Source organism: Actinobaculum sp. 352 (assembly GCF_003957265.1).
Lineage (GTDB): Bacteria > Actinomycetota > Actinomycetes > Actinomycetales > Actinomycetaceae > Asp313.
In genome coordinates this window covers 24,812-46,388 of sequence record NZ_RQSN01000011.1, presented here as the reverse complement: position 1 = coordinate 46,388, position 21,577 = coordinate 24,812, and the positions used below count along the sequence as shown (strand labels likewise).

The following is a 21,577-nucleotide window of genomic DNA, read 5'->3' as shown; positions in this document are numbered from 1 at the left end:
TGCCATCACCAACTATTGCCACCCCGACAGCGAGGCATTACCGTGGGGATATGACGCACGCTTCAACCGTTTTGGCCATAGCCACCCTCACCACGGCGATGATCGCCGGATTCCTTGTATCGTATTGCGTCACCTTAGGTGGCTGGTTTACCCACATGACAGGCAGCGGACGTGCACGAACCGCCCAGGAATACTACACGCCTTTCCGCGTGGCGAGCCATCTCAAGCAACGCTATGGCGCATGGATGCTACTCCAGCCCCTCCTTGCCATCTTCTCACTCATTCTCAATGCTCGCTCACAACCCCTAGCGCCACAGATCGCCCTGCTACTCCCCCTGCCACTGCTTCTACTCATCCACTCCTGGAGCGGCTTCGGCAAAATCGAAGAAGACTTCGCCTCTGGAAAGGAGCTCTCCGGCGAACAGGAAGCACGCTACGCCCAACTCAATCTGCCACTGCACCGGCTGTACGCGCTGTTCTATATCATTGCAGCGGTCTGGCTGATTCTGGCCGTGGGGATTGCGTGACCAGAGCCCTCCTCCGTCAATGGAACTTGCGGCGTCGTCGCCCGATGCGTAACAGCAACGCACCCCGAGTCCACCCACCCAAGAAGTGGAGGTTGTTTCGAGAAACTTCGCGAAATATCCTCCACTTCTCGCCAGGCCCTCCACTTCTTGACCAGAACGCCCCGCGTTCGGCATAGCGCGAACAACAACGACCAGAACCCGTTACTTCATTGAGGAGCCTGGATTCTTGGGATGATGGGTTATTGGCTGGACGGTTGCGGCATGATTCTCTGTCCCGTCACTTTGTTGGGGAGCCAGCACAAACAACGGAAACCCCGTGAATGCCTGAGTTTCCGGAAACACGGGAGTTCCTACAAACAACCGAACCCCACCCGTCACCTTGTTAGTGGTCGCAGGTGAAGAAATGTCGGCGGCAACGCCACGGAGACGCAGCGCCCGCCATGCCATTTTGTACCTATCGATGACCTACCTCGGCGACGCTGCGGAGAGAGGACTCGCAGTAACGAGTCTGCACGCAGCGCCATCAGTCCGACGCAATGTTACACTCCTACGCGGTAGTGTCAGAAGTCCCAGTCGTCGTCCGTGGTTGCCTCGGCTGTTCCAATCACATAGGAAGAACCGGAGCCGGAGAAGAAGTCGTGGTTCTCATCCGCGTTCGGTGAGAGCGCCGCAAGAATAGCCGGGTTCACCGCGGTCTGGTCCGGTGTGAACAAGGCTTCATAACCCAGATTCATCAAGGCCTTATTGGCGTTGTACCGAAGGAACATCTTGACGTCTTCCGTCAGACCCATCTCGTCATACAGGGACTCGGTGTACAGTTCCTCATTGTCATACAGGTCCTGCAGCAACTCGAAGGTATACTCCTTGAGTTCCGCCTGCCGCTGCGCGGACGACTTCGCGACAGCCAACTGGTACTTGTAGCCGATGTAGTATCCATGCACTGCTTCGTCGCGAATGATAAGGCGAATGAGATCCGCTGTGTTGGTGAGTTTGGCGTGAGCCGACCAGTACATGGGGGCATAGAATCCGGAGTAGAACAGGAAGGACTCGAGCATCGTCGACGCAACCTTGCGCTTCTCCGGATCGTCGCCCCGATAGTAGTCAAGGATGATCTTCGCCTTCGTCTGCAGATACTCGTTCTCCTCCGACCAGCGGAAGGTCTCGTCGATCTCTTCGGTGGAGATAAGGGTGGAGAATATCGAGGAGTACGAACGCGCGTGAACAGACTCCATGAAGGCGATATTGGTATACACGGCCTCCTCGTGGGGAGTTACCGCGTCCGGGATCAGTGACACGGCTCCAACGGTTCCCTGCACGGTGTCCAGAAGCGTAAGGCCTGTGAAGACCCGCGTCGTCATATTCTTCTCGTACGGTTTCAGAGTGTTCCACGATTGAATGTCGTTGGACAGCGGCACCTTCTCCGGCAGCCAGAAATTACCGGTCAGCCGGTCCCACACCTCAAGATCCTTCTCGTCCTCCAGCCGATTCCAGTTAATGGCCTGGACACGATCAACAAGCTTGATACGCGGTGGTGTCATCGTTTCCTCTTCCCCAGTCACATCCATCTTCGCGGACGGTCTTGATTCTCTCACGAAGAGCCGCTGTGCGGGATGAGGGCCCGCTCACCCTGAGCAGGTGCGGCCTACCCACGCACAACGCGGGCCGCGCGACCATCCGAGCATGCGTGGCAAGAAACTCGCGGCCCGGCAGCCGACTGCCCGAACTATACGGTCTCATCAACACGATGCGTATTACAATCCTATCCACCCCTCTGCTACCCTAGCCTCAATGACTACTTTCTCAGTAAGGTAAGCCCCATGTCACACACGGAAAGTCCTCGTCATCCCGGCGAAGATACTAGCCGCAGCTCTGTTGACACCGCTGCATCTTCCGCTGTCACTGTCGACAGCACAACGGCAACACCCACGCCCCCGCCGGGCCAACCCACCATACCAACACCCACGCCCGGTCCACCCACCGCAAACAGCCTCGGAACAGCGGTGCAACGCTATACCGGCCGCATCGGCGGACTGGATATCGCCCGCGCTCTGGCCATCCTTGGAATGTATTACGCCCACACGGCACCTCTCGTAGACAGCGGCAACACTCTTGTTAATGTCATCGCCGCGATCCCGCACGGGCGCTCATCCATCCTCTTCGCCCTGCTTGCGGGTATCTCTCTGGCAATTCTCACCGGTCGCAATGTTCCCTACACGGGCGAACGCATGCGCACCGCACGCCTGCGGATTTTCGGCCGCGCCTGCGCACTGCTTCTTATCACAGGCATCCTGAGCCTGCTGGGAACCTCGATCGCATTAATCTTGTCCTTCTACGCGGCGTGGTTCGTGTGTTCACTGCCATTCAGTCGCTGGTCGGCCAAACGGCTCTTCATCGCCGCAGGAGTAGTTGCGCTAGCAGGCCCGCCACTAGGTACAGTAGTCAACTGGCTTCTCCAGTCCCTCAACCTATTCGGTTACGACTCGAACTACTTCACCATCGAGGTCTTTATTACCGGCTTGTATCCCGGCCTCACCTACATGGCTTTTATTCTCGCCGGAATGGGAATTGGACGGCTCGACATCACACGTCGGCGGTTGCACGGCATCCTCATTGGCGTCGGTTGCCTCCTCATGGCAGTGGGCTATGGGGGCAGCTGGATCCTCACCAACGCCCTGGTGGACGAGTCCTCCTCACCATGGGGTATCGACGCACCCGAAGGTGAGGGCACGCTTTTCGGCGGAGACTTTACCGACTTCGATTTCAAGAACTTCAGTTTTGACGACCTCGACGTCGGGAACTGGAGCTTCGACGACGCCGACTTCCCACTGCTCGGCTCCGACTACCAGCCCCTGCATTGGCAGTCCATACCGTTTCCTTCCGCGGCGGAATTCGTGGTTGCAGAACCACATACTGCGACCGTGTTTGAAACGGTCGGTTCAGGCGGCTTCGCGGTAGTGATCCTCGGCGTCTGTTTACTGCTTGGCCGACTTGCCCGCACCGCGCTCTTCCCGCTGGCCGCCGTCGGTTCCATGTCGCTGACCGCCTACTCGGGCCACGTCATCGCGCTGGGCATCAAGCCTGAATGGGGCTACATGACCTCGTGGACACCACTCCTGATACTGTGCATCGGTGCTCTCATCCTCTGCAGTCTGTGGAAGCTCTTCTTCCAGCGCGGTCCACTCGAGTGGCTCACCTGGAAGGTTTCGGTACTCACGGCACGTACACCCGGCCTCGACGACGCCGATATACTCGCGGGCTCCGCCAGCACTCCACTGCTGCGCCGAGCCGAGGACCAACAAACTCCTCCTCCAGCAAATACACAGTGAGTTAACGGCAACTCCCCACTTATACTGCTATGCTTCCAGATACGACTAGTTTTCCGGTAAGCAAGGAGTATCTATGGTGGACAATGCCACGGCATCCCCAACGCATGGGAAAGAGGGCCACACTTCAATCACTGACAAGCCGCGTCCCGCATCGAGTTCGGCGCAGGCTCCAGCCGCGACACCCACAACAGCCGTCGCAACAACACGAACAGACTCGCAACCCGCACCTATGCCACCCACGCGCATATCAACAGGGTCGAGCACCGGCGACCTTGAACACGCACATCGCACAGCCCACGCACGCCCGCAACCTCTCTCGAGCGGCACGCGCTACTCGGGGCGCATCGGAGGGCTGGACATCGCCCGCGCTCTCGCCATACTCGGCATGTTCTATGCCCATACGGCACCGCGGCTCGGCGAACCGGGCACCATCCAACACATAGTGTCGGACCTCCCAGTTGGGCGCTCGTCCATTCTTTTCGCAGTCTTAGCGGGAATATCACTGGCAATCCTCACGGGTCGCAACATCCCATACACCGGCGAGCGTATGCGTGTAGCGCGGTTACGGATCTTCGGCCGCGCAACCGCGCTCCTCGTCGTCACTGGGATCCTCAGCTTGCTAGGAACGTCGATCGCCCTGATTCTTTCCTTCTACGCGGCATGGTTCATCTGCGCGCTACCATTCACCGGATGGTCGGCCAAACGACTTTTTGTTACCGCCGGCATACTTGCCATCCTTGGCCCACTGGCCCACACAACCCTGAACTGGTTGTTCGCATCCCTGAGCTTATACGGATCAGGGTCAAACGCTTTCGTCGTCGAAGTCTTCGTTACGGGAATCTACCCGGGCCTTGTGTTCATGGCCTTCATCCTCGCGGGAATGGGAGTCGGCAGACTGGACATTACCCGGCGCAAAGTCCACGGCCTTTTTCTCGCCGTCGGCGCAGCACTGATGGCAGTCGGTTACGGTGCCAGTTGGATCCTCGGCAACACGATAGTTGATCGTGCACAACAGGCAGCCAACGGTGTACTACCCAATGGACTCTCGGGCGGTAAGCTGCCGGGAAGCCCCCCGCCGATTAAATCCCTTACCCCCGATCAGCTCTCCCAGTTGGGCGATCTTGGCGATCTGACACTTGGAAACGGCAATGCCTCCATCCTCCCAAACGGTTTCGACAAAGCGTTGACGTGGCAACCCGTTGAGTTCCCCTCTCTCGGCGATCTTGTCACCGCTGAGCCGCATACCTCCACCATCTTTGAAGCTCTCGGTTCGGGCGGCTTCGCCCTTGCGGTCATCGGACTATGCCTCCTCATCGGTGGATTGTCTCGCACGCTTCTCTTCCCGCTGGCCGCCGTCGGCTCGATGTCGCTCACTGCCTACTCGGCGCATGTCGTTGCGATCGCCATCGAACCGGACTGGTCCGGGAGCGCATCCTGGCATCCCTTCCTAATCTTGAGCGCCGCAGTGATCGTTGGTTGTAGCCTCTGGAAGGTTATCTTCCAGCGCGGCCCACTGGAGTGGGTGACATGGAAGGTCTCCATGCTCACGGCCCGTACCTCCAACGGTGACGACGCCGAGGCACTTGCCGGTTCAGCAAGGTAGCATTGGTGAAACGCCTAGTGAAGGTACCAGACCAATAGCACTCGCACACTCCGCGGGCCACTGGCGCAACTCGTCGCTGCAGCGGCCCGCGGGTGGCATCTAAACAGTTCCGCTGACGCGGTGATTCTCGGCGCGCTACCTAACTTCCAGGTTCTCCGCCGCAAGGTATGCACGCAGCACCAGTTAGCACGAGTGATCGCATCAGTCAGCCGGGGCGATTGTCCAGCTCCCTTCACCATTAACAAGGATCATCAGTAGCCCATCCGGCAGGTCGACACTTGAACCGCCTTGGGCTAGAACAATCGGTTCATCCGGCGCATCTACCGTTACCGCTGCCACGTCGACACCCGCGCCCTCTAACCGCACGGCCCGTGGGATCTCTGCCCCCTCCGCCAAGCGATACACTGCCACGCCTTCACCGGTCAGTGTTTCACCGTTCCAAGACGGCGCCGTCGAAAGCGGTTCAATATCCACCGTCCACTCGCCGTCCGAAGCCATTGTTAAGTAGTCAATATCGCCGCTTCCGTATAGCGTGCTGACGGCCTCGCCCGGTTCGGAAAGCTCAGCGAGCGATAACCGCAGTCCATGCGCACCTTCCGCTCCAACTCTCAAGTGATTTCCACTGGTCAGCGAAAAGGTCGCATAACAGGGGGAATAGGCGCCGACTGATTTGACCCACACCTCCGCATCTCCCACGCCAGTTTCGATCTGTGGCTGACATGCCTGCCCCTGCGCCGTGGCGATTGGCCGCGGAGGCTCCGTGGAACACCCGCCAATTGGTAGCGCAAGTCCCGCAGCAAAAGCCAACACCCGCAGCGGTCGTGGGCGTCCACCTCGCTGACCGTCGTTGCGACCCAAAACAGTAAGCCGCGAGAAGCAGGGAGATAAAGCATCAGAGCATACCCTAATCAAGGCGGAGCGCGCGCCGACCAAGCCACTACCGCGGCCATGTGAACAACTGTTAGGCGGCGATATGTGCCTCCCATTGTTTTTCCGCGGACAATTGACTGCCTCCCATGCCATCCCCGACTCCTCTACATGCGTGTATCCCCAACTCTAGTGGGAGCCCAAGGCGATCAGCCACTGCGGCACTGTCTGTCCAGGCAAACACGATAGGCTGACCTCCACGGCCGATATCAACCTGGCATAGTCTTGCGTTGTGCCGCACCGCGCAAGCATCGGAAAGGAGTATCCATGCGATCCAGACCGGTTGCCGCCACATGCGCTGTCGTTCTGATTCTTGCCCTCATGTTTGGCGGCTTATTCATCCGCGACAACAACTCAGCATCTGAGGCCACACCCTCACCTACGGCAACTTCCCTCCTTCCCCCGATTGCTGACGACCTAGACTTTTGGGCACCGGAGGGGTATACAGTCTCCACTCCCGACGTCGGCACCATCGGTGCGCTCGACGCTCAGACGCAATCCCATGCAGTGATCGCCTTTGCCGTTGACGGCAATACCGACGAGGTCGAGGAGTTGGCGCGCTCGCTCATCTCCTTCGGTCCCACCGCCGCCACTTCCATCACCGTCGAGGGTGACGCGGAGCTTGCGGGCAAGTCCGGCAAAGTCTTCACTGCTCGCAGCGCCGATGGGTCACAAAGCCTGATGGCACGCGGAATGGCCTTTGATATCAACGGCCATGTGGTCATCGTCGTCGTCGCAAATTATGCAACCGGCGCCGCCGATCCACAGGAGGTGAGCGAGGACGATTTCGCGGCGTCAACCAGTGGCATGAGCTGGAAGTAGTTGCGTTCCAGCGAAACATCCCCGCACATCCCCCCTCGCCCCGTACAATGGCCGCATGAGTGTGCCTGACAACACGGCCACGGCCTCTTCGTCTTTTGAACACCACGCAGAAGGCACGACACCCCGTACGTCCGAGCCGTCGAATCCCACCCCCGAGAAAGCCGGAGCTACTGCCTCGACTACTCCTGTCGATGCCGAGAGCCAGGAGCAAACACCGGAACATACCGGCTATGCCAACGCGCTGAGCACCTTGCCGCCGCAACTGACCGGCTTCCAAATCGGTGGTCTGGTCATCGGAATCATCGCCTTCCTCTTTCCCTTCTTCATTGATATTCCCAACCTGGCCGAGCCCGGGGAGCGAATGCTTTCGATCTTCCTGCTCGCCATCGTCTTTTGGATTACGGAAGCCATCCCGCTGACCGCTACCGCAGTGTTGGTCATCCTGCTCGAAGTCCTGCTCATCTCACAAAGTGCTTTATCCGATCCCACCGGTGGAGACCCCGAGCTCGTGGAGGCCGCCTTGCCCGCCGCGAACTACTTCGCCGCCTTGGCCAACCCGGTGATCATTCTTTTCCTCGGCGGATTCCTTATCGCACACGGCGCGGAAAAATATGGCCTTGACAAGAACATCGCCGCAGTCCTCTTGCGGCCGTTCACCGGATCGGCACGAATCACCGTGCTCGGCTTGATGGTCATCACCGCACTGATGTCAATGTTTATGTCCAACACGGCAACCACGGCAACGATGTTCGCCGTGGTGATCCCCATTATCGGTGCCCTGCCGGAGGGACGTGCACGCACCGGCGTTGCCCTCAGCATTCCGCTCGCTGCCAATGTGGGTGGTATCGGTACGCCCGTCGGCACTCCTCCTAATGCCATCGCGGTCAGCGCGTTAGCCGAGCGTGGCATTCATGTCTCCTTCATCCACTGGATGGGGATGGCCGTGCCTTTCATGCTAATCGTTCTCGTGGCTTCCTGGCTGCTACTGTGCACCTTGTACATACCACGTGAGGCGCGTATCGCTATCTCCGTTGACTCTGCCTGGAATACGTCTCGCCCAGCCGCTTTGTTCTACATCGTTGCCGGCACAACCATTGTGCTGTGGATGACCGAACCCATTCACCAAATCTCCTCCAATACGATCGGCTTCTTCCCGGTTGTCGCTCTGCTATGCCTGCGCGTGATGGACGGCCGGGATCTGGGCGCCATTAACTGGGCGGTTCTTTGGCTTGTCTCTGGCGGCATCGCGCTTGGTAATGGTATTGGCGCCAGCGGCCTAGACGCCTGGCTGGTCGGGTCCATCAACTGGGAGAATATGAGCGCGATGCTCGTCATTGCGGTTCTGGGCTTCATCGGCCTGGGATTCGCCAATGTCATGTCGCACTCCGCGGCATCCAACCTGCTTGTCCCACTGGCTGTATCCCTGGCAACTGCCCTGGCGGGAACAAGTGTGATCGCGGTGGCGGCAACTGTCGCTATCGCGTGCTCGCTGGGGATGTCCCTGCCGATTTCCACACCACCGAATGCGATCGCCTACTCGACCGGCGAGATCTCCGTCAAACAGATGGCCATCGTCGGGATAATCGTTGGCGTCGCGGGCACGGCACTACTCGTCTTCGCACTGCCCACGGTGTGGAGTCTGCTGGGTTTGGCATAGTCGGGCTGCTGGTTGATGGCTGAGGTTTGCCGCGGAACTCGCCTTGCCCGAGCGGCATCGGGCCGCTGCTTGGAGGCGGCAGGTTTGCGACGGGCTCGGCTACGGCTTGGCGGCATCGGGTTTACGTCGGCGTTCCTGTTGTGCGCGCAGCCTTCTATCGGGCAGGGTCCTCGCCTCTACCACAGTCACAGTCGGACAACCGGGATAGTACGGCCGCTAGCGGATAGCGCGGCTGATCGGCCGATCATCTCATCCACGATGGCCGAAGTTTGAATCCCTGCCGAAAAGACGGTCGAGTTCCCGGCGTTCCTTCTTCGTCGGGCGACCCGCGCCTCGCTCTCGCTGCATAATCGGGAGATAAACCTTCGGGCGCTCGGGCGTGAGATCCTCATAGCACGCCTGCGCCGCCGGAGCTCCAACGCGCTTGGCGATAAGCGCTGTTACCCGCAGTATCCGATCAAATCCAGCCACTCGATAACGGACTTCGTCGCCTATCCGCAGCCGGGTGGAGGCTTTGACCGGTTCTCCGTTCACCCGGACGTGACCCGCCCGGCATTCCGCGGTGGCCAGCGAGCGCGATTTGCATTGCCGCACGCTCCACAGCCACACGTCTACCCGCACTGAGTCCATGGATTCATGCTAGCGAGAATCAAGGAGAGAACCGCAACCATACCGATAGAAGATCGGTGGAGCTAGCACTCCGGAAGCAGTTGGCACGGCAGGCACCCAGCCTTTTCTTCTGTCGAATCATATGGTGGGAGCGGTACGGTAGTGGCGTGATAATTTCGCCAAAGCGTCGTTCCTCCCTGCTCCCGGTCTGCCTTGCCGTATTGAGTGCCTGCGGGCTTGGTGCCTGCAGTAGCTACGCCATTGATGCGGAGAGCTCCGGTACAACCGTCGAGGCAACGGAGGAACTGCCACCAATCACCGACCTGATCTCCTTCACTCCGCCGGCGGGCTACACCGTCGCAGCCGAGCAAGATGCGATTATCACGGCTGATAATGGCGCGGATGCGGCAGTCCTCGTTTCCATCCAACCCGCAAATGGCCGGTCTGCCGATGAGTTGATAAGTGATTTGTTCACTCTTCTCGATGGCACACAGCCGGATAAGTCGGAACTGGATGCGCTCGGTGAAGAAGAAGTTAACGGACGGTCCGGGGAAGGTTTTTCCGGCTGCGCCACCAGCAGTGTTGATAGTTTGTGTGCGCGAGGCGCCGTTGTCCCGGTCGACGGAGGGTACATCACCGTCGCCGCTATGAACTACTCAACCGACGGCGAAGCCGAGCCTGTTGCCGAGTCGACGTACCAGGAGCTTCTCACCGGCGTCTCCTGGAAATAGACTACGGTAGACCAGTCACTAATTCGCCTGGGAAACGCTCAGAACGCGCGCACCGGGCAGCCCTCAGACACCTCATCACCGATACGCGACAACAACGCCTTCGACCGCATTCACGAAGATTAAGAGGTCACCGCTGCGTAGGAAAGTATACGGCGAGATCACCTCGCCCGGCTCACCCTGGTCCGTGATGTCACCCGCCTGATCCGAATCAAACCGTGCCAGCACATCCCAGTTCTCGCCAATCAAAATGGACGAGTGCACCGCCGTCCCCGAGGCCTCCCCGGAAGTCGGTCCCGCCTGTATGACATTGATAATGCCCGGCACACGCGTGAAATCCGCGCTGACCACACTGGTGGCAGCGATATCGGCGCTCAACTCGTGATCGGGAATAGCAAGAGTGCCGTCCGTCAGGGTCAACTCGGTGAATCCGTCCGCCGTTGCGAGGGCGTAGTACTGAGTCTTTCCACCGGCGTTATCATCCTGACTGCCTGCGGAGTCGGCATCTGCGGCACTCGACTCCGAGTCACCCGGCGACGTTTCGCTGCTTGCGCCCACACTAGGAGGTTCACTCCCACTGTGTTCCGAGTCCTTCACGGGATTGCCGGGGCGCCGCACCGCCATTCCCAACTCCAGCAATTGTTGCCGCGCTTCGCTCAGATTCACGTCTGGCGCAGCCGCAGATTCGAGTAACTGAACATCCACCACATCCAACTCCCACTCGGTCTGCCCATCCTCAGAAAGGCCAACCGCGGATTCGTTGCCCGCACAGACAACACCATCGGACACGGCAACACATGGCCCACTTGTCGGCAGAGGGAAGAAAACGTTGTGGTCGATTGAATAGACTCCGCTACCCACGCCCGAAATACCGATGTTGATATAAGAACCGGTGAGTGCCGTGCTGATATTCGACGCCTGCGCATCGCTGGGAACGCCCAGCCGTAAGTTGCGGTCGGCCACGGGCGCACCGGCGGCATCGAAACCCGTCATATGAACGTCACGTGTGCCCTGCCAGGTGAGGAAATAGGCCGTATCGTCTGACACGGCCGCCAGCGCGAAGGTGCCTGCCTTCCCGACGTCCAGCGTGTCGCGAGTTCCGTCTTTCAAGTCCACCGTCACCGCACTGTCCGCGACTCGGTTGCCCTGCTCATACGTCAGGGTTTCGCACACCACAAATGCATTGCCATCGCACTCGATCCAGCCAGCGCCACTGAAGTCCCAGAGTTTCTCACCTGTCCTGAGCGAATACCCCGTCACTGTATGGGTGATCTCGGGCAGATCGTTCTGGTAAACGAGGATATTGTCCCCATCGTATGCAACACCGTTGATCGCGCCGTTATCTGTGGGCATCTCTACCGCAAAGACCGCCTCCTCATCAGCCACAGTCGGAGCGAAGTCGACCTCAACGGTTGGAGTATCGGTAGGTGTAGTGCTGGCTGTGGTGGGTGTCGGTGAAGTCGAAGGCCTGGTAACAGCATTGGAACAACCGCTCAGAACAACAGCAGCTCCTATCACTATCGGCAAGAATCGCGGATGACGCGGTAAGCTCATGACTCCACCTCCTCTTGGAATCCTACGGGCAAATTGTCCCTTCCGGCATGCTGTGTGGCGAATATGACCGATCTTATACCGCCCCCAACCACTGCGGCGAAGAGCACAGCGTGTTACATTGCTTCACCGATCCGACTACACTGACGGGGTAACAGCATGGGAGAAGTAATGACCGTTGACCCGAAAAAATACTTATTCATCAACACGAGCGCCAACCGTGACGGCAAGACTGCAGAACTGGGCACCGCCCTGTTGGAGGATCTGCCTTCCGAGCGGATTGATCTCATCGACTATAGGATCGGCTTCTTCGGCCAGGAATTCGCCGACGACGAGTACGAGGTCGTTTTCGAAAAGGTGATCGCCAGCGACGTCGTCGTACTGGGCAGCCCGGTATACACGGACAATATGAGTGCCGCCGCGCGGGCCTTCCTTGAACGGCTGGAGTGCCATCCCCGCGCCAAGGAGCTTGCCGGGCGGGCGATCGCCTTTATTATCCAGGGGTATCAGGTTGGCCCAACACTTCTTGAAGCAGCGGTGAACACGGTCAAGAACGCAGCCGAACCGCAGGGCATGACCTACCTGGGCGCTGCAAGCGATATGGTGGAACTGGCCGAGCTTCGCGAGAAGTTCGACGACTAGCGGCACGCGGACGACCGCGTGTGGGTACGACACCGACGCGTAGGGCGTGGATCGCCGTCCCCGCTCGCAGGCCGTCGCGCGGGGTACAACATACATATGAGTAATGAGTGGCGACGACCATGAGTAGCGACGACGATATCGACGATCTCGGCAACGCGGAGGCAAGCTCCCCGTCCGATATGGCGGAGGGTGACACTCTCGACTGGCCGAGCGAGCCGCTGCCCGAGTTATCCAAGCGCGAGCAGCGCCTCGCCAAACGGACCAGAGAAGAGGACTGGATCTTCTCTGACGGCGGTATCGTCAGCCACAATGGAGCCGCGATGGGACTGGGCAATGCCCTCCTGTGTTTCGTGCTTGTTGGCGTCAGCGCCCTAAACATTCTCAGCCTGAACGATAGCCCCGAAGGCTCCTCTCTGGCAGCAGTATGGGCAGTCATCCTTGTTGCAGAGGCACTTATCCTCGCCACTGGTGTCCTCTGCTTCTGGCTGGAACGGCGCCACGAGCAAGACGGCTCCGGTTTCCCGGCCTTTTACCCGTGGGTAGCGATGGCCGCAGTCTTCGGCGTCTGGATCATCTCCGTCAAAGTCATCTCCGGGTTGTAAAGGACTCACCGCAGGCTGAACAGTTCACTGACCCAGGCCAGTGCAGCCTCGATCCATCCTCCTACCCTCGCCGGGTAGTCTTCCTCCACGCAGGCAGTCGCATCCGCCACTGACAATCCGTGTAATCCCGAGGAATACACGTGTAGCTCTACCGGAACGCCGTAGTCGGCGAGCCGCCGCGCATAGTTCATGGTGTGCACGGCCGGAATAATCTCATCCGTTCCCGTTGTGAAGATGAAAGTGGGCGGAGTATGTGGGCCTGCCAGCACCGCGGGGTCTGCTTCTGGCCGGTAGTCGGCGAGCATGGCACCCACTCGGCCGGATGTCGATTCTAGGCCGTCGCTGTGCTGGTAGTACTCCTCCAGCGCGTGGAAATCCACTACCGGATATCCGAGAATCACTCCGAGAATGCCGAGGTGGGCCGCAAGACCTCCTTGCGTGTGCACACGGTCAGCCGATGCGAGCTCCGCGGTCCACCCAGTAGTCGAATCGGACGGATCCGCAGGCACGATTCGGCGCGTCTGCACCAACTCACCCCCACCAATATCGACCTCCCGGCTGGAGCAAACGGGACCTGAGGTATGCGCAGCGTCACATTCTCCTCGACCCGCACCTTCTCCTCCCCGGCCAGCGCCGACTCCCGCCCAGTCTGCGGCAACGGTGGAGGCAAACGTTGCCGCGAGATGGCCACCCGCCGAGAACCCGCACAATACGATTCGTTCGGGGTCGGTCCCCAACTCCTCCGCATTTTCACGGATAACCACCAGCGCCGCCGCTAGATCCCGCAAGGGCAAGGGGTAGCGGGAGTCGGCGCCCACCCGGTAGCGCAGCACCGCCACGTTATATCCCGCGGCCAGGAATCGCAGCGCCACCGGATCGGCCTCGCGCGGTGAACAGTATTGATAACTCCCGCCCGGGATCACTACCACCATGGGCCGACCACCCGGCCACTGCGGCGTACCGCTCTTCGATACCAGTTCCCTGTCCCAGCTGAGAATCTCCACGCTTGCCGCAGTACCCGGTGCGCCGGGAAGGTTCGTAGCGGGCTTGTGTGCGCGGGCGGATGCGCCGACGACGTCGTCCAATGGCATAACGGTTCGGATCATTGCTTCCTCCTTCCGCTATCGTGCCACGACGCCGTTGGCGACGTAACGAGACTTCCCGCAGACGTCTTTGCTTCCCGCAGACGTCTTTCGCCGACGACGCGCTCCCGCAGCTCTGGCGCGCGGGTGTGATGTGGTTGAGCGGCGACGCATCTCTGTTCCAGACATCGCGGACGCGCCACCACCGCGTACCGGATCTCCCGGAGTATCCGCTGCACCATCGAACTGAGATCAGCACGGCTATGCCTGGCTGTGCCATTCGGTAGGCCTCACATCACCGGCGCAAGCCATCGCAGGTTCACAGTGCGCGAGCGGTGCAGCCCCACTCCTTGCCTTCAACGTAGGAATAGGTAATCCACCGTTTCACTGAGTGCGATTCCCCGATCCCGCGCGTAGAGATACAGCAGCGCACTACCGGCGCCCGCCGCACCGGCGTACAGCCCGGTGTATGTCTCGACAAGCCCAGGAAGTTTGCGGGTCCAAGCGGCGTACCAGCGCCTTCCGTCTGCGTCATTCCACGAGTCGCCGAGCAGCTTACGTGCCGTATGTCGTGCCTGCTCCAGGTATTCCGGTCGCCCGAGTTTCTCAGCCGTTTTCACAAAGTGGATGAGCAGACCCGGCGCGCCGCAGCACAGGCAGTAGCTGTTCCAGTACCCCTTTGAGTGGACCAGAGGCGCACCGAGTTGCAGCACGCCCTTGGTCAGTATGTCGATCCACTCGAGATACTGCTGGTCGGCCGTAGTGTCGTAGAGCTTGCGGAACAATATGGTGGTGCCGACCGGCCCGTGGCAGGTGGAGAGGTAGTAGAACTCCTTGAAGTTTCCCCGCTGCGGGTTATACAGGTACGGAATCAATGCTCCGTCACTATCTCCTGCTGCAATGGCCGCCAGGAAATCCACCACCTCCGTCGCCGCGTCGAGGTAGTGCTGCTTACCGGTGGCCTCATATGCCAGAGCGTTGAGATAGGCAATACCGGCGGCACCGTGCGAGTAGTTCGGGAAGACCGTCTCTTCGGACTCCCATCCCACCAGCCGCAAATCGACGGTTTTGTAGTAGGCACCTCCGACGTCGGCCGCCACGCGCCGTGTGCGCGTATAGGCGATGACATCCTCGGCCGCTTGCAGGTAACGGTTCTCCCCTGTTTTGCGATAGACGTATAGGAAGAAGAAGGCGTAGCCGCCGTCGGACATCAGGTCGATGGCATCACTCCAGTGCAGACCGTGCTCGTCCCGCGTAGCCGCCGCAATCGCGTCGTCGGCCGTTGTGAGAAGGAAATCACGGTACCGCGTATCCCCCGTCTTTTCGTAGAGCTGCTCCAAGAAGATTCCTTGGCCCGCCGGGCCCACATACACACTTGTTCCCCAGCCCGCGACGGGCCAAATACCGTCGACAGGCCCGGTCAGTATGCCTGAGAAGAAAGCAGGACCTTCGTAGGTCGCCAGGATATATGCGGCAGCCTGCTTCGCCTCCGCAAGCCATTGTTCATCGCCGGTCGCCTCGTAAAGCTGAACGAAGAACTGGCCGATTCCAGCCGATCCGCCGTACAGGCCCTTCTGGGTAAGCATCAGGTCACCCACGTAGTCATTGCCTGGTTCCGGGCTTACCTTCCAGTATTTGCCTTCCGGTGTTATGACCTCGTTATGACGCAGATAGGCGGCAATTTCCAGAGCGGCCGTCAGGTAGTCGTCGGTGTCCAGCGTCGTGCTCACCAAAGGTTGCGCAAATGCCAGCGTCATGCCTGATCGTCCCCTTCATCCGTCGGCTTCCCCTCGTCATTCGCCCTGCCGTGCCCATCGGCGGCAGAGTCGGCTGAAACCGCCGGGCGTTTAAACAGATCGGTGGATAGGTACTTGTAGCCGTTGTCCGGGTAGATGACAACGATGTTCTTGCCGACTGCCTCCGGCCGGGCCGCTATCTCAATGGCCGCCGTAAGCGCCGCCGCTGCGGATGTTCCTAGGAAGAGACCATCGGTTTGCGAAACGGCTTGCGCCGTCGCATACGCTCTTTCCGCGCTGATATCGATAATCTCGTCGAAGGCGAAGCCATTGGGTGTGTTCGAGTGAATAAGTGGTGGCAACAGCGATTCGTCGACGCCGCCCAATGGCAGCGTTCCGTCGATGATATGACCGGTGAAATCCGGACTGTCGGGGCGAGAGGATGTTGCGGCCTGTACGCCGACGATCTTGACCTCCGGGTTCTGCTCACGCAGATAGCGGCCCGCACCGACTATGGTTCCCGCAGTTCCTCCCATGGCGACGAAGTAGTCAACCTGCCCGTCGGTATCTCGCCAGATCTCCGGGCCGGTTGTCTCATAGTGGGTCGCCTGATTCCGCTCGTTAATGGTCTGCCCGGCGTAGAAGTAGCCGTTCTCCTTGGCGATGCGGGTGATTCCGTCGACCAGGTCCTGCAAGATCAGACCCTTCTCTTCGAAACCGGCAACCTCCTCGATCTCATTAAAATCATGGATTTCCAACCCGTAGCCCTGATATATCTGCACCCGCTCCACCGTGGTCCCCGGTTCCAGATACGGGATGAAAGCGACCCTCTCCGCGGCACCGATGGCCGCGAAGCTGATGCCGGTATTCCCACTGGTCACATCGATAATCGTGCCGCCCTCGGTGAGCTCCCCTCGGTCGAAACCGTCCTTGATCAAGGCGAGTGCCAGGCGGTCCTTCACGCTTCCACTCGGATTGAGGAATTCCAGTTTGCCTAAGATATGCGCCTGCAGGCCGTGTGCGCGTTGATAGTTTGTCAGTTCGACGAGAGGCGTGTTGCCGACGAGTTCTGCAATGGATCTATAAATCCGTGCCATGAGTATCTCCTACTTACGCTGTTGAGTCTGCTATTCCGTTTCGCCGTAAATACTGGCGATGTTGTTCTCTTTGGTGATGGTGTATCCGGCATCGACGGGGAGTTTCACGCCCGTGATGGCACTGGCTTGGTCGCTGGCGAGGAAGAAGGCCGCATTGGCGATCTCCTCGGGTTCGATCCAACGATTCAGGACCGCTCGTTCCGCCTGTATCTTGCGGATCTTCGGATCCGAGTAGTCGTACTTGATAGCCATCTCCGTCTTTGTGAATCCGGGCGCCACGGAATTAACGCGGATCCCGTGCATACCCAGGTGGAAGGCGGCAGTTCGGGTGAGACCGTCGACCGCAGATTTCGAGATCCCGTAGCCGAATGGCGACCACTCCGCAAAGCTCGCCACGAACGACGACACATTGACAATCGCTCCGGGGATTCCTTGAGCCACGAACACACGCGCAACGTGCTGGATCATGTAGAGAGATCCCCACAGATTGACCTCCGTGGCCTGCTTGATCTGCTCGGGGTCGAAGTTCAACACGGTCGGTCTGTGGCCGGTAATACCCGCATTGTTGAAAAGTGCGTCCACCCGGCCATATTTCGCGACGACGTCGGCTACAACCTCCTGGCCTTGCTGGAAGTCCGTCACATCCAGCTCGTAGTCGGCCACGGCGTATCCGGCCTCCCGCAATAGAGTGGCCGCCTGCCGCACCTCCTGGCCGTGCTGATCGGTCAAGATGGCGGTGTAACCGCCCTCCGCAAATCGTCGCGCTCCGGCAAATCCAATGCCCTGCGCGGCGCCTGTGATGATTGCGACCTTTCCATCGCTCATCGCCTGGTTCTCCTTTGCAAAACGTCGAAATACAAAAAAGCGGATGCCCTGCCGGGCATCCGCTACATCCTTCTTCCCGTGGAAGGTATGGTCACAGGCTCCTCCGACATGACAACATCAACGGGTGCACTCCACCCACCTGACAACACATACACATAGCTTCGCTGTTCGTTGGGATTCTATTCGTCATGTCAGAGCTCCTTTCCTTCGTTCGTTTTGCCGGTGTGAGACCCTGCGGTGGCGCAAGGCAACGCCGACCCTCTTATTCCCGGGCACCTTGGCGGATCATCGGTCCACCGGAACAGGTGCTCGGCTTCCCCGCTGCCCGAAAAGCGCCGCATGTCTACGGCGTGCGGTGCGCGTCGGATTAGTTGGGATACTACGGAACGTTTTTCCCGAGCGTCAAGCACGCGTATTCATGTGGACACCTCTTCCGTTTTCGCCGAAGGAGGCTTAAAATCGCACGGCCCGGGCGCGCGGGAGCAGCTTGTTGTGGCACGGCCAACTGCGGGACCAGAAAGCGTTCAGCCCGGGCGCGGAGCCGCAGGTTATCGCCTGCCGCCGCGCCCGGGCTGTCGTGTCAAGGCAGTGCCTGCCCGCAGACCATCGACCGGGTCACTACGCCGTCATAGCATGCAGGAGACGCAGCCCTGCACCTCTGTTCCTTCCAATGCCTGCTGGCGGATACGCATGTAGTACAGCGTCTTGATTCCCTTGCGCCAGGCGTATATGTAATTACGGTTGACATCGCGGGTGGTCACCGTATCCGGGTAGAACAGCGTCAAGGAGAGGCCCTGGTCCACATGCTGGGTGGCCACCGCGTAGGTATCGATGATCTTCTCCGGACCGATCTCGTAGGCATCCTCGTAGTATTCGAGGTTGTCATTGGTCATGTACGGTGCCGGATAGTAGACGCGACCGATCTTACCTTCCTTACGGATTTCAACCTTGGAGACAATCGGGTGGATCGAGGATGTCGAGTTATTGATGTAGGAGATGGATCCGGTGGGTGGCACGGCCTGCAGGTTCTGGTTGTACATGCCGTAACGCTGCACATCCGCCTTCAGCACCTTCCAATCCTCCTGCGTTGGAATATGGATATCCGCGAACAGCTCGCGCACGCGCGGCGTCGTCGGCTCCCATACCTGGTTGATGTACTTGTCGAAATACGCGCCGGAGGCATAGGCGGACTCCTCGAAGCCCTCGAAGTGCTGACCGCGCTCACGCGCCAGGTTCATCGAGGCGCGAATCGCGTGGTACACCACGGTGTAGAAGTACATATTGGTGAAGTCCAAGGCCTCGTCACTGCCGTAGTGGATATGCTCACGCCCGAGGTAACCATGCAGGTTCATCTGGCCCAAGCCGATGGCGTGAGACATATCGTTACCCCGTTCGATGGAGGGCACCGAGCGGATATGCGTCATATCCGATACCGCTGTCAAAGCGCGCACCGCCACCTCAATGGTTTTGCCGAAGTCCTGGGAATCCATCGTCTTCGCGATGTTCAGCGAGCCGAGGTTGCAGGAGATATCCTTGCCGACGTACTCGTAGGAGAGGTCATCGTTGAGGCGGGACGGTTCGGAGACCTGCAGGATCTCCGAGCACAGGTTCGACATCGTGACCTTGCCCTTGATCGGGTTGGCCTTATTCACGGTGTCCTCGAACACGATGTACGGGTACCCGGACTCGAACTGGATCTCCGCCAGCGTCTGGAAGAACTGCCGGGCGTTGATCTTCGACTTGCGGATGCGCTTGTCGTCGACCATCTCCCGGTACTTCTCCGTCACGCTGATCTCGGTGAAGGGTACACCGTACACACGCTCCACATCGTAGGGAGAGAACAGGTACATATCCTCGTTGGCGCGCGCGAGTTGGAAGGTGATATCCGGGATAATGACACCCAGCGACAGCGTCTTAATGCGGATCTTCTCATCCGCGTTCTCCCGCTTGGTGTCGAGGAAGCGCATGATATCGGGGTGGTGTGCGTGCAGATACACAGCTCCAGCACCTTGCCGCGCGCCCAACTGGTTCGCGTAGGAGAAGGAGTCCTCCAGCAGTTTCATCACCGGGTTGACCCCGGAGGACTGGTTTTCAATCTTCTTAATCGGTGCACCCTGCTCGCGCAGGTTGGACAGGTTCAGGGCGACGCCGCCGCCGCGCTTGGATAGCTGCAAGGCGGAGTTAATACCGCGTGCGATGGACTCCATATTGTCCTCAATGCGCAAGAGGAAGCAGGAGACCAGTTCTCCGCGTGCTGCCTTCCCGGCGTTGAGGAAGGTCGGGGTGGCTGGCTGGAAGCGCCCGGTGATGATCTCCTCCATCAGGTCGCGTGCCAGTTGTTCGTCGCCGCGCGCTAGGGTCAATGCCACCATGCACACTCGATCTTCGTAGCGTTCCAGATAACGCTGACCGTCGAAGGTTTTCAAGGTGTAGGAAGTGTAGTACTTGAATGCGCCGAGGAAGGTCGGGAAGCGGAACTTGTGGGCGTAGGCCGCCTTGTACAGTTCCTTGATGAAGTCGAAGGAGTACTGGTCGAGCACCTCCTTCTCGTAGTACCCCTCGTCAACGAGGTACTTCATCTTCTCCTCGAGATCGTGGAAGAACACCGTGTTCTGATTGACGTGCTGGAGGAAGAATTGCCTGGCCGCCTCGCGGTCGGCGTGGAATTGGATCTTCCCGTCGGCGTCGTACAGGTTCAGCTGCGCGTTCAGCGAGTGATAGTCGAGAGAGGATCTCTCCTCGCCCGTATCGGTCAGCGTGCCTATTGCGGTTGTTGCCAAAACTTCTCCAGACCTTCACGTACTCGCGCCACGTCATCCGGGGTGCCGAGTAGCTCGAATTTATACATATGGGGCACGCCGCATTTCGCCGAGATAATATCGCCGGCTATGCAATAAGCCGTGCCGAAGTTGGTGTTTCCGCCGGAGATGACTCCACGGATATGCGAGCGATTCCGCTCGTCATTCAGGAACTTGATGACTTGTTTCGGAACGGCGCCCTTGAGGTTGCCGCCTCCGTAGGTGGGAACTACCAGGACGTAGTCCTCATCCATGTGCAAGAACTCATCCTTCGGGCGCAGCGGGATACGGAAGGCGGGGAAGCCAAGCTTCTCCACGAAACGCTTCGTGTTGTTCGTCGTTGACGAAAAATAGACGATCACGGCCACCGTTCCCTGCCTTCCTCTTCTTGTCGCTCGCCTCCACGCTGGACCGTTGCCGCGCCGTGGGGTACTTACGATGCCGTGGCGTGTTTGCGATGTTGTGGCACACTTACTACGCCGGGCATCTTTTCGATGTTGTGGCGGGCTGTGCGGTTAGGCGACATCAATGGGAACACAAACGCGCGGCGTGCTTTCGGTCGTATACCGTTCCGGCAATCTACCTTCCAGCTGCCGCGCGTTGAGCTCCCTACCTGGAATCGGGCCTCAGGCGCTTACCGACGCGCTTTGCGTGGCCATGGCGAGGGCCTTGATCTTGTCGGGCCGGAAACCGGCCCAATGGTCTCCATCCGCGAATACGACGGGCGCCTGCTGGTAGCCCAAGGCCTTTACGGTGTCCAGTGCCGCCGCATCCTGGGTTAGATCGACCTCATCGTAGGCGAGACCGGCCTTTGCCAGCGCGCGCTTTGTGGCGTTGCACTGCACGCACGACGGCTTGGTGTAAACAGTGATGCTCATGAAGCTTCTCCCTTCTGGCCTGCCCGCCGAAAGGCTTGGATGGCCGAACCTCCTCGGTCATCATGTGACACTACGTTACCGCCACCGTTTGAGCGGTCTCATAAGCGTATCGGCTATAAAGTTTCCGGTTCTGTACCTCAGAGGTACAGACATAAACACTACACCTT

At 59.4% G+C, this 21,577-nt stretch carries 19 protein-coding genes; 8 read left to right on the top strand and 11 right to left on the bottom strand.

What is annotated here, in order from left to right; translation table 11 throughout:
• Window positions 1–50: 50 nt before the first annotated feature.
• A complete protein-coding gene (locus EKN07_RS10675) occupies window positions 51–527 on the top strand; it encodes a hypothetical protein (RefSeq protein WP_108714713.1) in 477 nt (158 codons plus the stop codon).
• Window positions 528–1,087: 560 nt separating this feature from the next.
• On the opposite strand, the gene nrdF is transcribed toward EKN07_RS10675, so the two are convergent.
• The gene (nrdF, locus tag EKN07_RS10670) at window positions 1,088–2,065 is read right to left on the bottom strand and encodes a class 1b ribonucleoside-diphosphate reductase subunit beta (RefSeq protein ID WP_108714712.1); all 978 of its coding nucleotides are present in this window, start codon (window positions 2,063–2,065) and stop codon (window positions 1,088–1,090) included.
• Between the two features lie 279 nt (window positions 2,066–2,344).
• On the opposite strand from nrdF, the gene EKN07_RS10665 reads away from it, so the two are divergent.
• On the top strand, window positions 2,345–3,853 hold the full coding sequence (locus EKN07_RS10665) for a DUF418 domain-containing protein (RefSeq protein ID WP_126146373.1): 1,509 nt from the start codon (window positions 2,345–2,347) through the stop codon (window positions 3,851–3,853).
• Window positions 3,854–3,926: 73 nt separating this feature from the next.
• Entirely contained in the window at window positions 3,927–5,456 is a 1,530-nt protein-coding gene (locus tag EKN07_RS13055) for a heparan-alpha-glucosaminide N-acetyltransferase domain-containing protein (protein WP_108714710.1), read from the top strand.
• 201 nt (window positions 5,457–5,657) lie between these two features.
• Here EKN07_RS13055 and EKN07_RS10655 read toward each other — a convergent pair whose 3' ends face one another.
• Window positions 5,658–6,068, bottom strand: a complete 411-nt coding sequence (locus EKN07_RS10655) for a hypothetical protein (RefSeq protein WP_126146372.1) — start codon at window positions 6,066–6,068, stop codon at window positions 5,658–5,660.
• Between the two features lie 582 nt (window positions 6,069–6,650).
• On the opposite strand from EKN07_RS10655, the gene EKN07_RS10650 reads away from it, so the two are divergent.
• The gene (locus EKN07_RS10650; RefSeq protein ID WP_108714708.1) at window positions 6,651–7,205 is read left to right on the top strand and encodes a hypothetical protein; all 555 of its coding nucleotides are present in this window, start codon (window positions 6,651–6,653) and stop codon (window positions 7,203–7,205) included.
• A gap of 55 nt (window positions 7,206–7,260) precedes the next feature.
• Entirely contained in the window at window positions 7,261–8,862 is a 1,602-nt protein-coding gene (locus EKN07_RS10645) for a DASS family sodium-coupled anion symporter (RefSeq protein WP_108714707.1), read from the top strand.
• Between the two features lie 249 nt (window positions 8,863–9,111).
• Here the strand turns inward: EKN07_RS10645 and EKN07_RS10640 are convergent, their stop codons facing one another.
• Window positions 9,112–9,492: an RNA-binding S4 domain-containing protein gene (locus tag EKN07_RS10640; RefSeq protein WP_108714706.1), complete on the bottom strand. Its 381-nt coding sequence runs from the start codon at window positions 9,490–9,492 to the stop codon at window positions 9,112–9,114.
• A 146-nt stretch (window positions 9,493–9,638) separates the two neighbouring features.
• Here EKN07_RS10640 and EKN07_RS10635 point away from each other — a divergent pair, with 146 nt between their 5' ends.
• Entirely contained in the window at window positions 9,639–10,202 is a 564-nt protein-coding gene (locus EKN07_RS10635) for a hypothetical protein (protein WP_126146371.1), read from the top strand.
• Between the two features lie 75 nt (window positions 10,203–10,277).
• Here EKN07_RS10635 and EKN07_RS10630 read toward each other — a convergent pair whose 3' ends face one another.
• On the bottom strand, window positions 10,278–11,753 hold the full coding sequence (locus EKN07_RS10630) for a hypothetical protein (protein ID WP_126146370.1): 1,476 nt from the start codon (window positions 11,751–11,753) through the stop codon (window positions 10,278–10,280).
• A gap of 156 nt (window positions 11,754–11,909) precedes the next feature.
• On the opposite strand from EKN07_RS10630, the gene EKN07_RS10625 reads away from it, so the two are divergent.
• The gene (locus tag EKN07_RS10625; RefSeq protein ID WP_108714703.1) at window positions 11,910–12,392 is read left to right on the top strand and encodes an NAD(P)H-dependent oxidoreductase; all 483 of its coding nucleotides are present in this window, start codon (window positions 11,910–11,912) and stop codon (window positions 12,390–12,392) included.
• Window positions 12,393–12,511: 119 nt separating this feature from the next.
• On the top strand, window positions 12,512–12,994 hold the full coding sequence (locus EKN07_RS10620) for a hypothetical protein (protein WP_108714702.1): 483 nt from the start codon (window positions 12,512–12,514) through the stop codon (window positions 12,992–12,994).
• 5 nt (window positions 12,995–12,999) lie between these two features.
• Here the strand turns inward: EKN07_RS10620 and EKN07_RS10615 are convergent, their stop codons facing one another.
• The 7 genes from EKN07_RS10615 to nrdH all read right to left on the bottom strand — a co-directional run bounded on the left by EKN07_RS10615 (window position 13,000) and on the right by nrdH (window position 21,410).
• Window positions 13,000–14,100, bottom strand: a complete 1,101-nt coding sequence (locus tag EKN07_RS10615) for an alpha/beta hydrolase (RefSeq protein ID WP_126146369.1) — start codon at window positions 14,098–14,100, stop codon at window positions 13,000–13,002.
• Between the two features lie 332 nt (window positions 14,101–14,432).
• Window positions 14,433–15,833, bottom strand: a complete 1,401-nt coding sequence (locus EKN07_RS10610; protein ID WP_108714700.1) for a lanthionine synthetase LanC family protein — start codon at window positions 15,831–15,833, stop codon at window positions 14,433–14,435.
• Window positions 15,830–16,909 (bottom strand): PLP-dependent cysteine synthase family protein, encoded by a 1,080-nt coding sequence (locus tag EKN07_RS10605; RefSeq protein ID WP_108714699.1) that lies wholly within the window; start codon window positions 16,907–16,909, stop codon window positions 15,830–15,832. The genes EKN07_RS10610 and EKN07_RS10605 overlap by 4 nt, the downstream gene beginning before the upstream one ends.
• 30 nt (window positions 16,910–16,939) lie before the next feature.
• Window positions 16,940–17,734: an SDR family oxidoreductase gene (locus tag EKN07_RS10600; protein WP_108714698.1), complete on the bottom strand. Its 795-nt coding sequence runs from the start codon at window positions 17,732–17,734 to the stop codon at window positions 16,940–16,942.
• A 626-nt stretch (window positions 17,735–18,360) separates the two neighbouring features.
• A complete protein-coding gene (nrdE, locus tag EKN07_RS10595; protein WP_240611303.1) occupies window positions 18,361–20,514 on the bottom strand; it encodes a class 1b ribonucleoside-diphosphate reductase subunit alpha in 2,154 nt (717 codons plus the stop codon).
• Window positions 20,496–20,900: a class Ib ribonucleoside-diphosphate reductase assembly flavoprotein NrdI gene (gene nrdI / locus EKN07_RS10590; RefSeq protein ID WP_108714697.1), complete on the bottom strand. Its 405-nt coding sequence runs from the start codon at window positions 20,898–20,900 to the stop codon at window positions 20,496–20,498. Before nrdI ends, nrdE begins: the two co-directional genes overlap by 19 nt.
• A 258-nt stretch (window positions 20,901–21,158) precedes the next feature.
• The gene (gene nrdH / locus EKN07_RS10585; RefSeq protein ID WP_108714696.1) at window positions 21,159–21,410 is read right to left on the bottom strand and encodes a glutaredoxin-like protein NrdH; all 252 of its coding nucleotides are present in this window, start codon (window positions 21,408–21,410) and stop codon (window positions 21,159–21,161) included.
• Window positions 21,411–21,577: the final 167 nt, after the last annotated feature.

Excerpts from the sequence above, each read along its gene's own strand:
- nrdF (WP_108714712.1), bottom strand. The coding sequence starts at position 2,065 with ATGACACCACCGCGTATCAAGCTTGTTGATCGTGTCCAGGCCATTAAC.
- EKN07_RS10640 (WP_108714706.1), bottom strand. The coding sequence starts at position 9,492 with ATGGACTCAGTGCGGGTAGACGTGTGGCTGTGGAGCGTGCGGCAATGC.
- EKN07_RS10650 (WP_108714708.1), top strand. The coding sequence starts at position 6,651 with ATGCGATCCAGACCGGTTGCCGCCACATGCGCTGTCGTTCTGATTCTT.
- EKN07_RS10645 (WP_108714707.1), top strand. The coding sequence starts at position 7,261 with ATGAGTGTGCCTGACAACACGGCCACGGCCTCTTCGTCTTTTGAACAC.
- EKN07_RS10600 (WP_108714698.1), bottom strand. The coding sequence starts at position 17,734 with ATGAGCGATGGAAAGGTCGCAATCATCACAGGCGCCGCGCAGGGCATT.
- EKN07_RS10610 (WP_108714700.1), bottom strand. The coding sequence starts at position 15,833 with ATGACGCTGGCATTTGCGCAACCTTTGGTGAGCACGACGCTGGACACC.
- EKN07_RS13055 (WP_108714710.1), top strand. The coding sequence starts at position 3,927 with ATGGTGGACAATGCCACGGCATCCCCAACGCATGGGAAAGAGGGCCAC.
- EKN07_RS10605 (WP_108714699.1), bottom strand. The coding sequence starts at position 16,909 with ATGGCACGGATTTATAGATCCATTGCAGAACTCGTCGGCAACACGCCT.
- EKN07_RS10665 (WP_126146373.1), top strand. The coding sequence starts at position 2,345 with ATGTCACACACGGAAAGTCCTCGTCATCCCGGCGAAGATACTAGCCGC.
- EKN07_RS10630 (WP_126146370.1), bottom strand. The coding sequence starts at position 11,753 with ATGAGCTTACCGCGTCATCCGCGATTCTTGCCGATAGTGATAGGAGCT.
- EKN07_RS10625 (WP_108714703.1), top strand. The coding sequence starts at position 11,910 with ATGGGAGAAGTAATGACCGTTGACCCGAAAAAATACTTATTCATCAAC.
- EKN07_RS10615 (WP_126146369.1), bottom strand. The coding sequence starts at position 14,100 with ATGATCCGAACCGTTATGCCATTGGACGACGTCGTCGGCGCATCCGCC.
- EKN07_RS10620 (WP_108714702.1), top strand. The coding sequence starts at position 12,512 with ATGAGTAGCGACGACGATATCGACGATCTCGGCAACGCGGAGGCAAGC.
- EKN07_RS10675 (WP_108714713.1), top strand. The coding sequence starts at position 51 with ATGACGCACGCTTCAACCGTTTTGGCCATAGCCACCCTCACCACGGCG.
- nrdH (WP_108714696.1), bottom strand. The coding sequence starts at position 21,410 with ATGAGCATCACTGTTTACACCAAGCCGTCGTGCGTGCAGTGCAACGCC.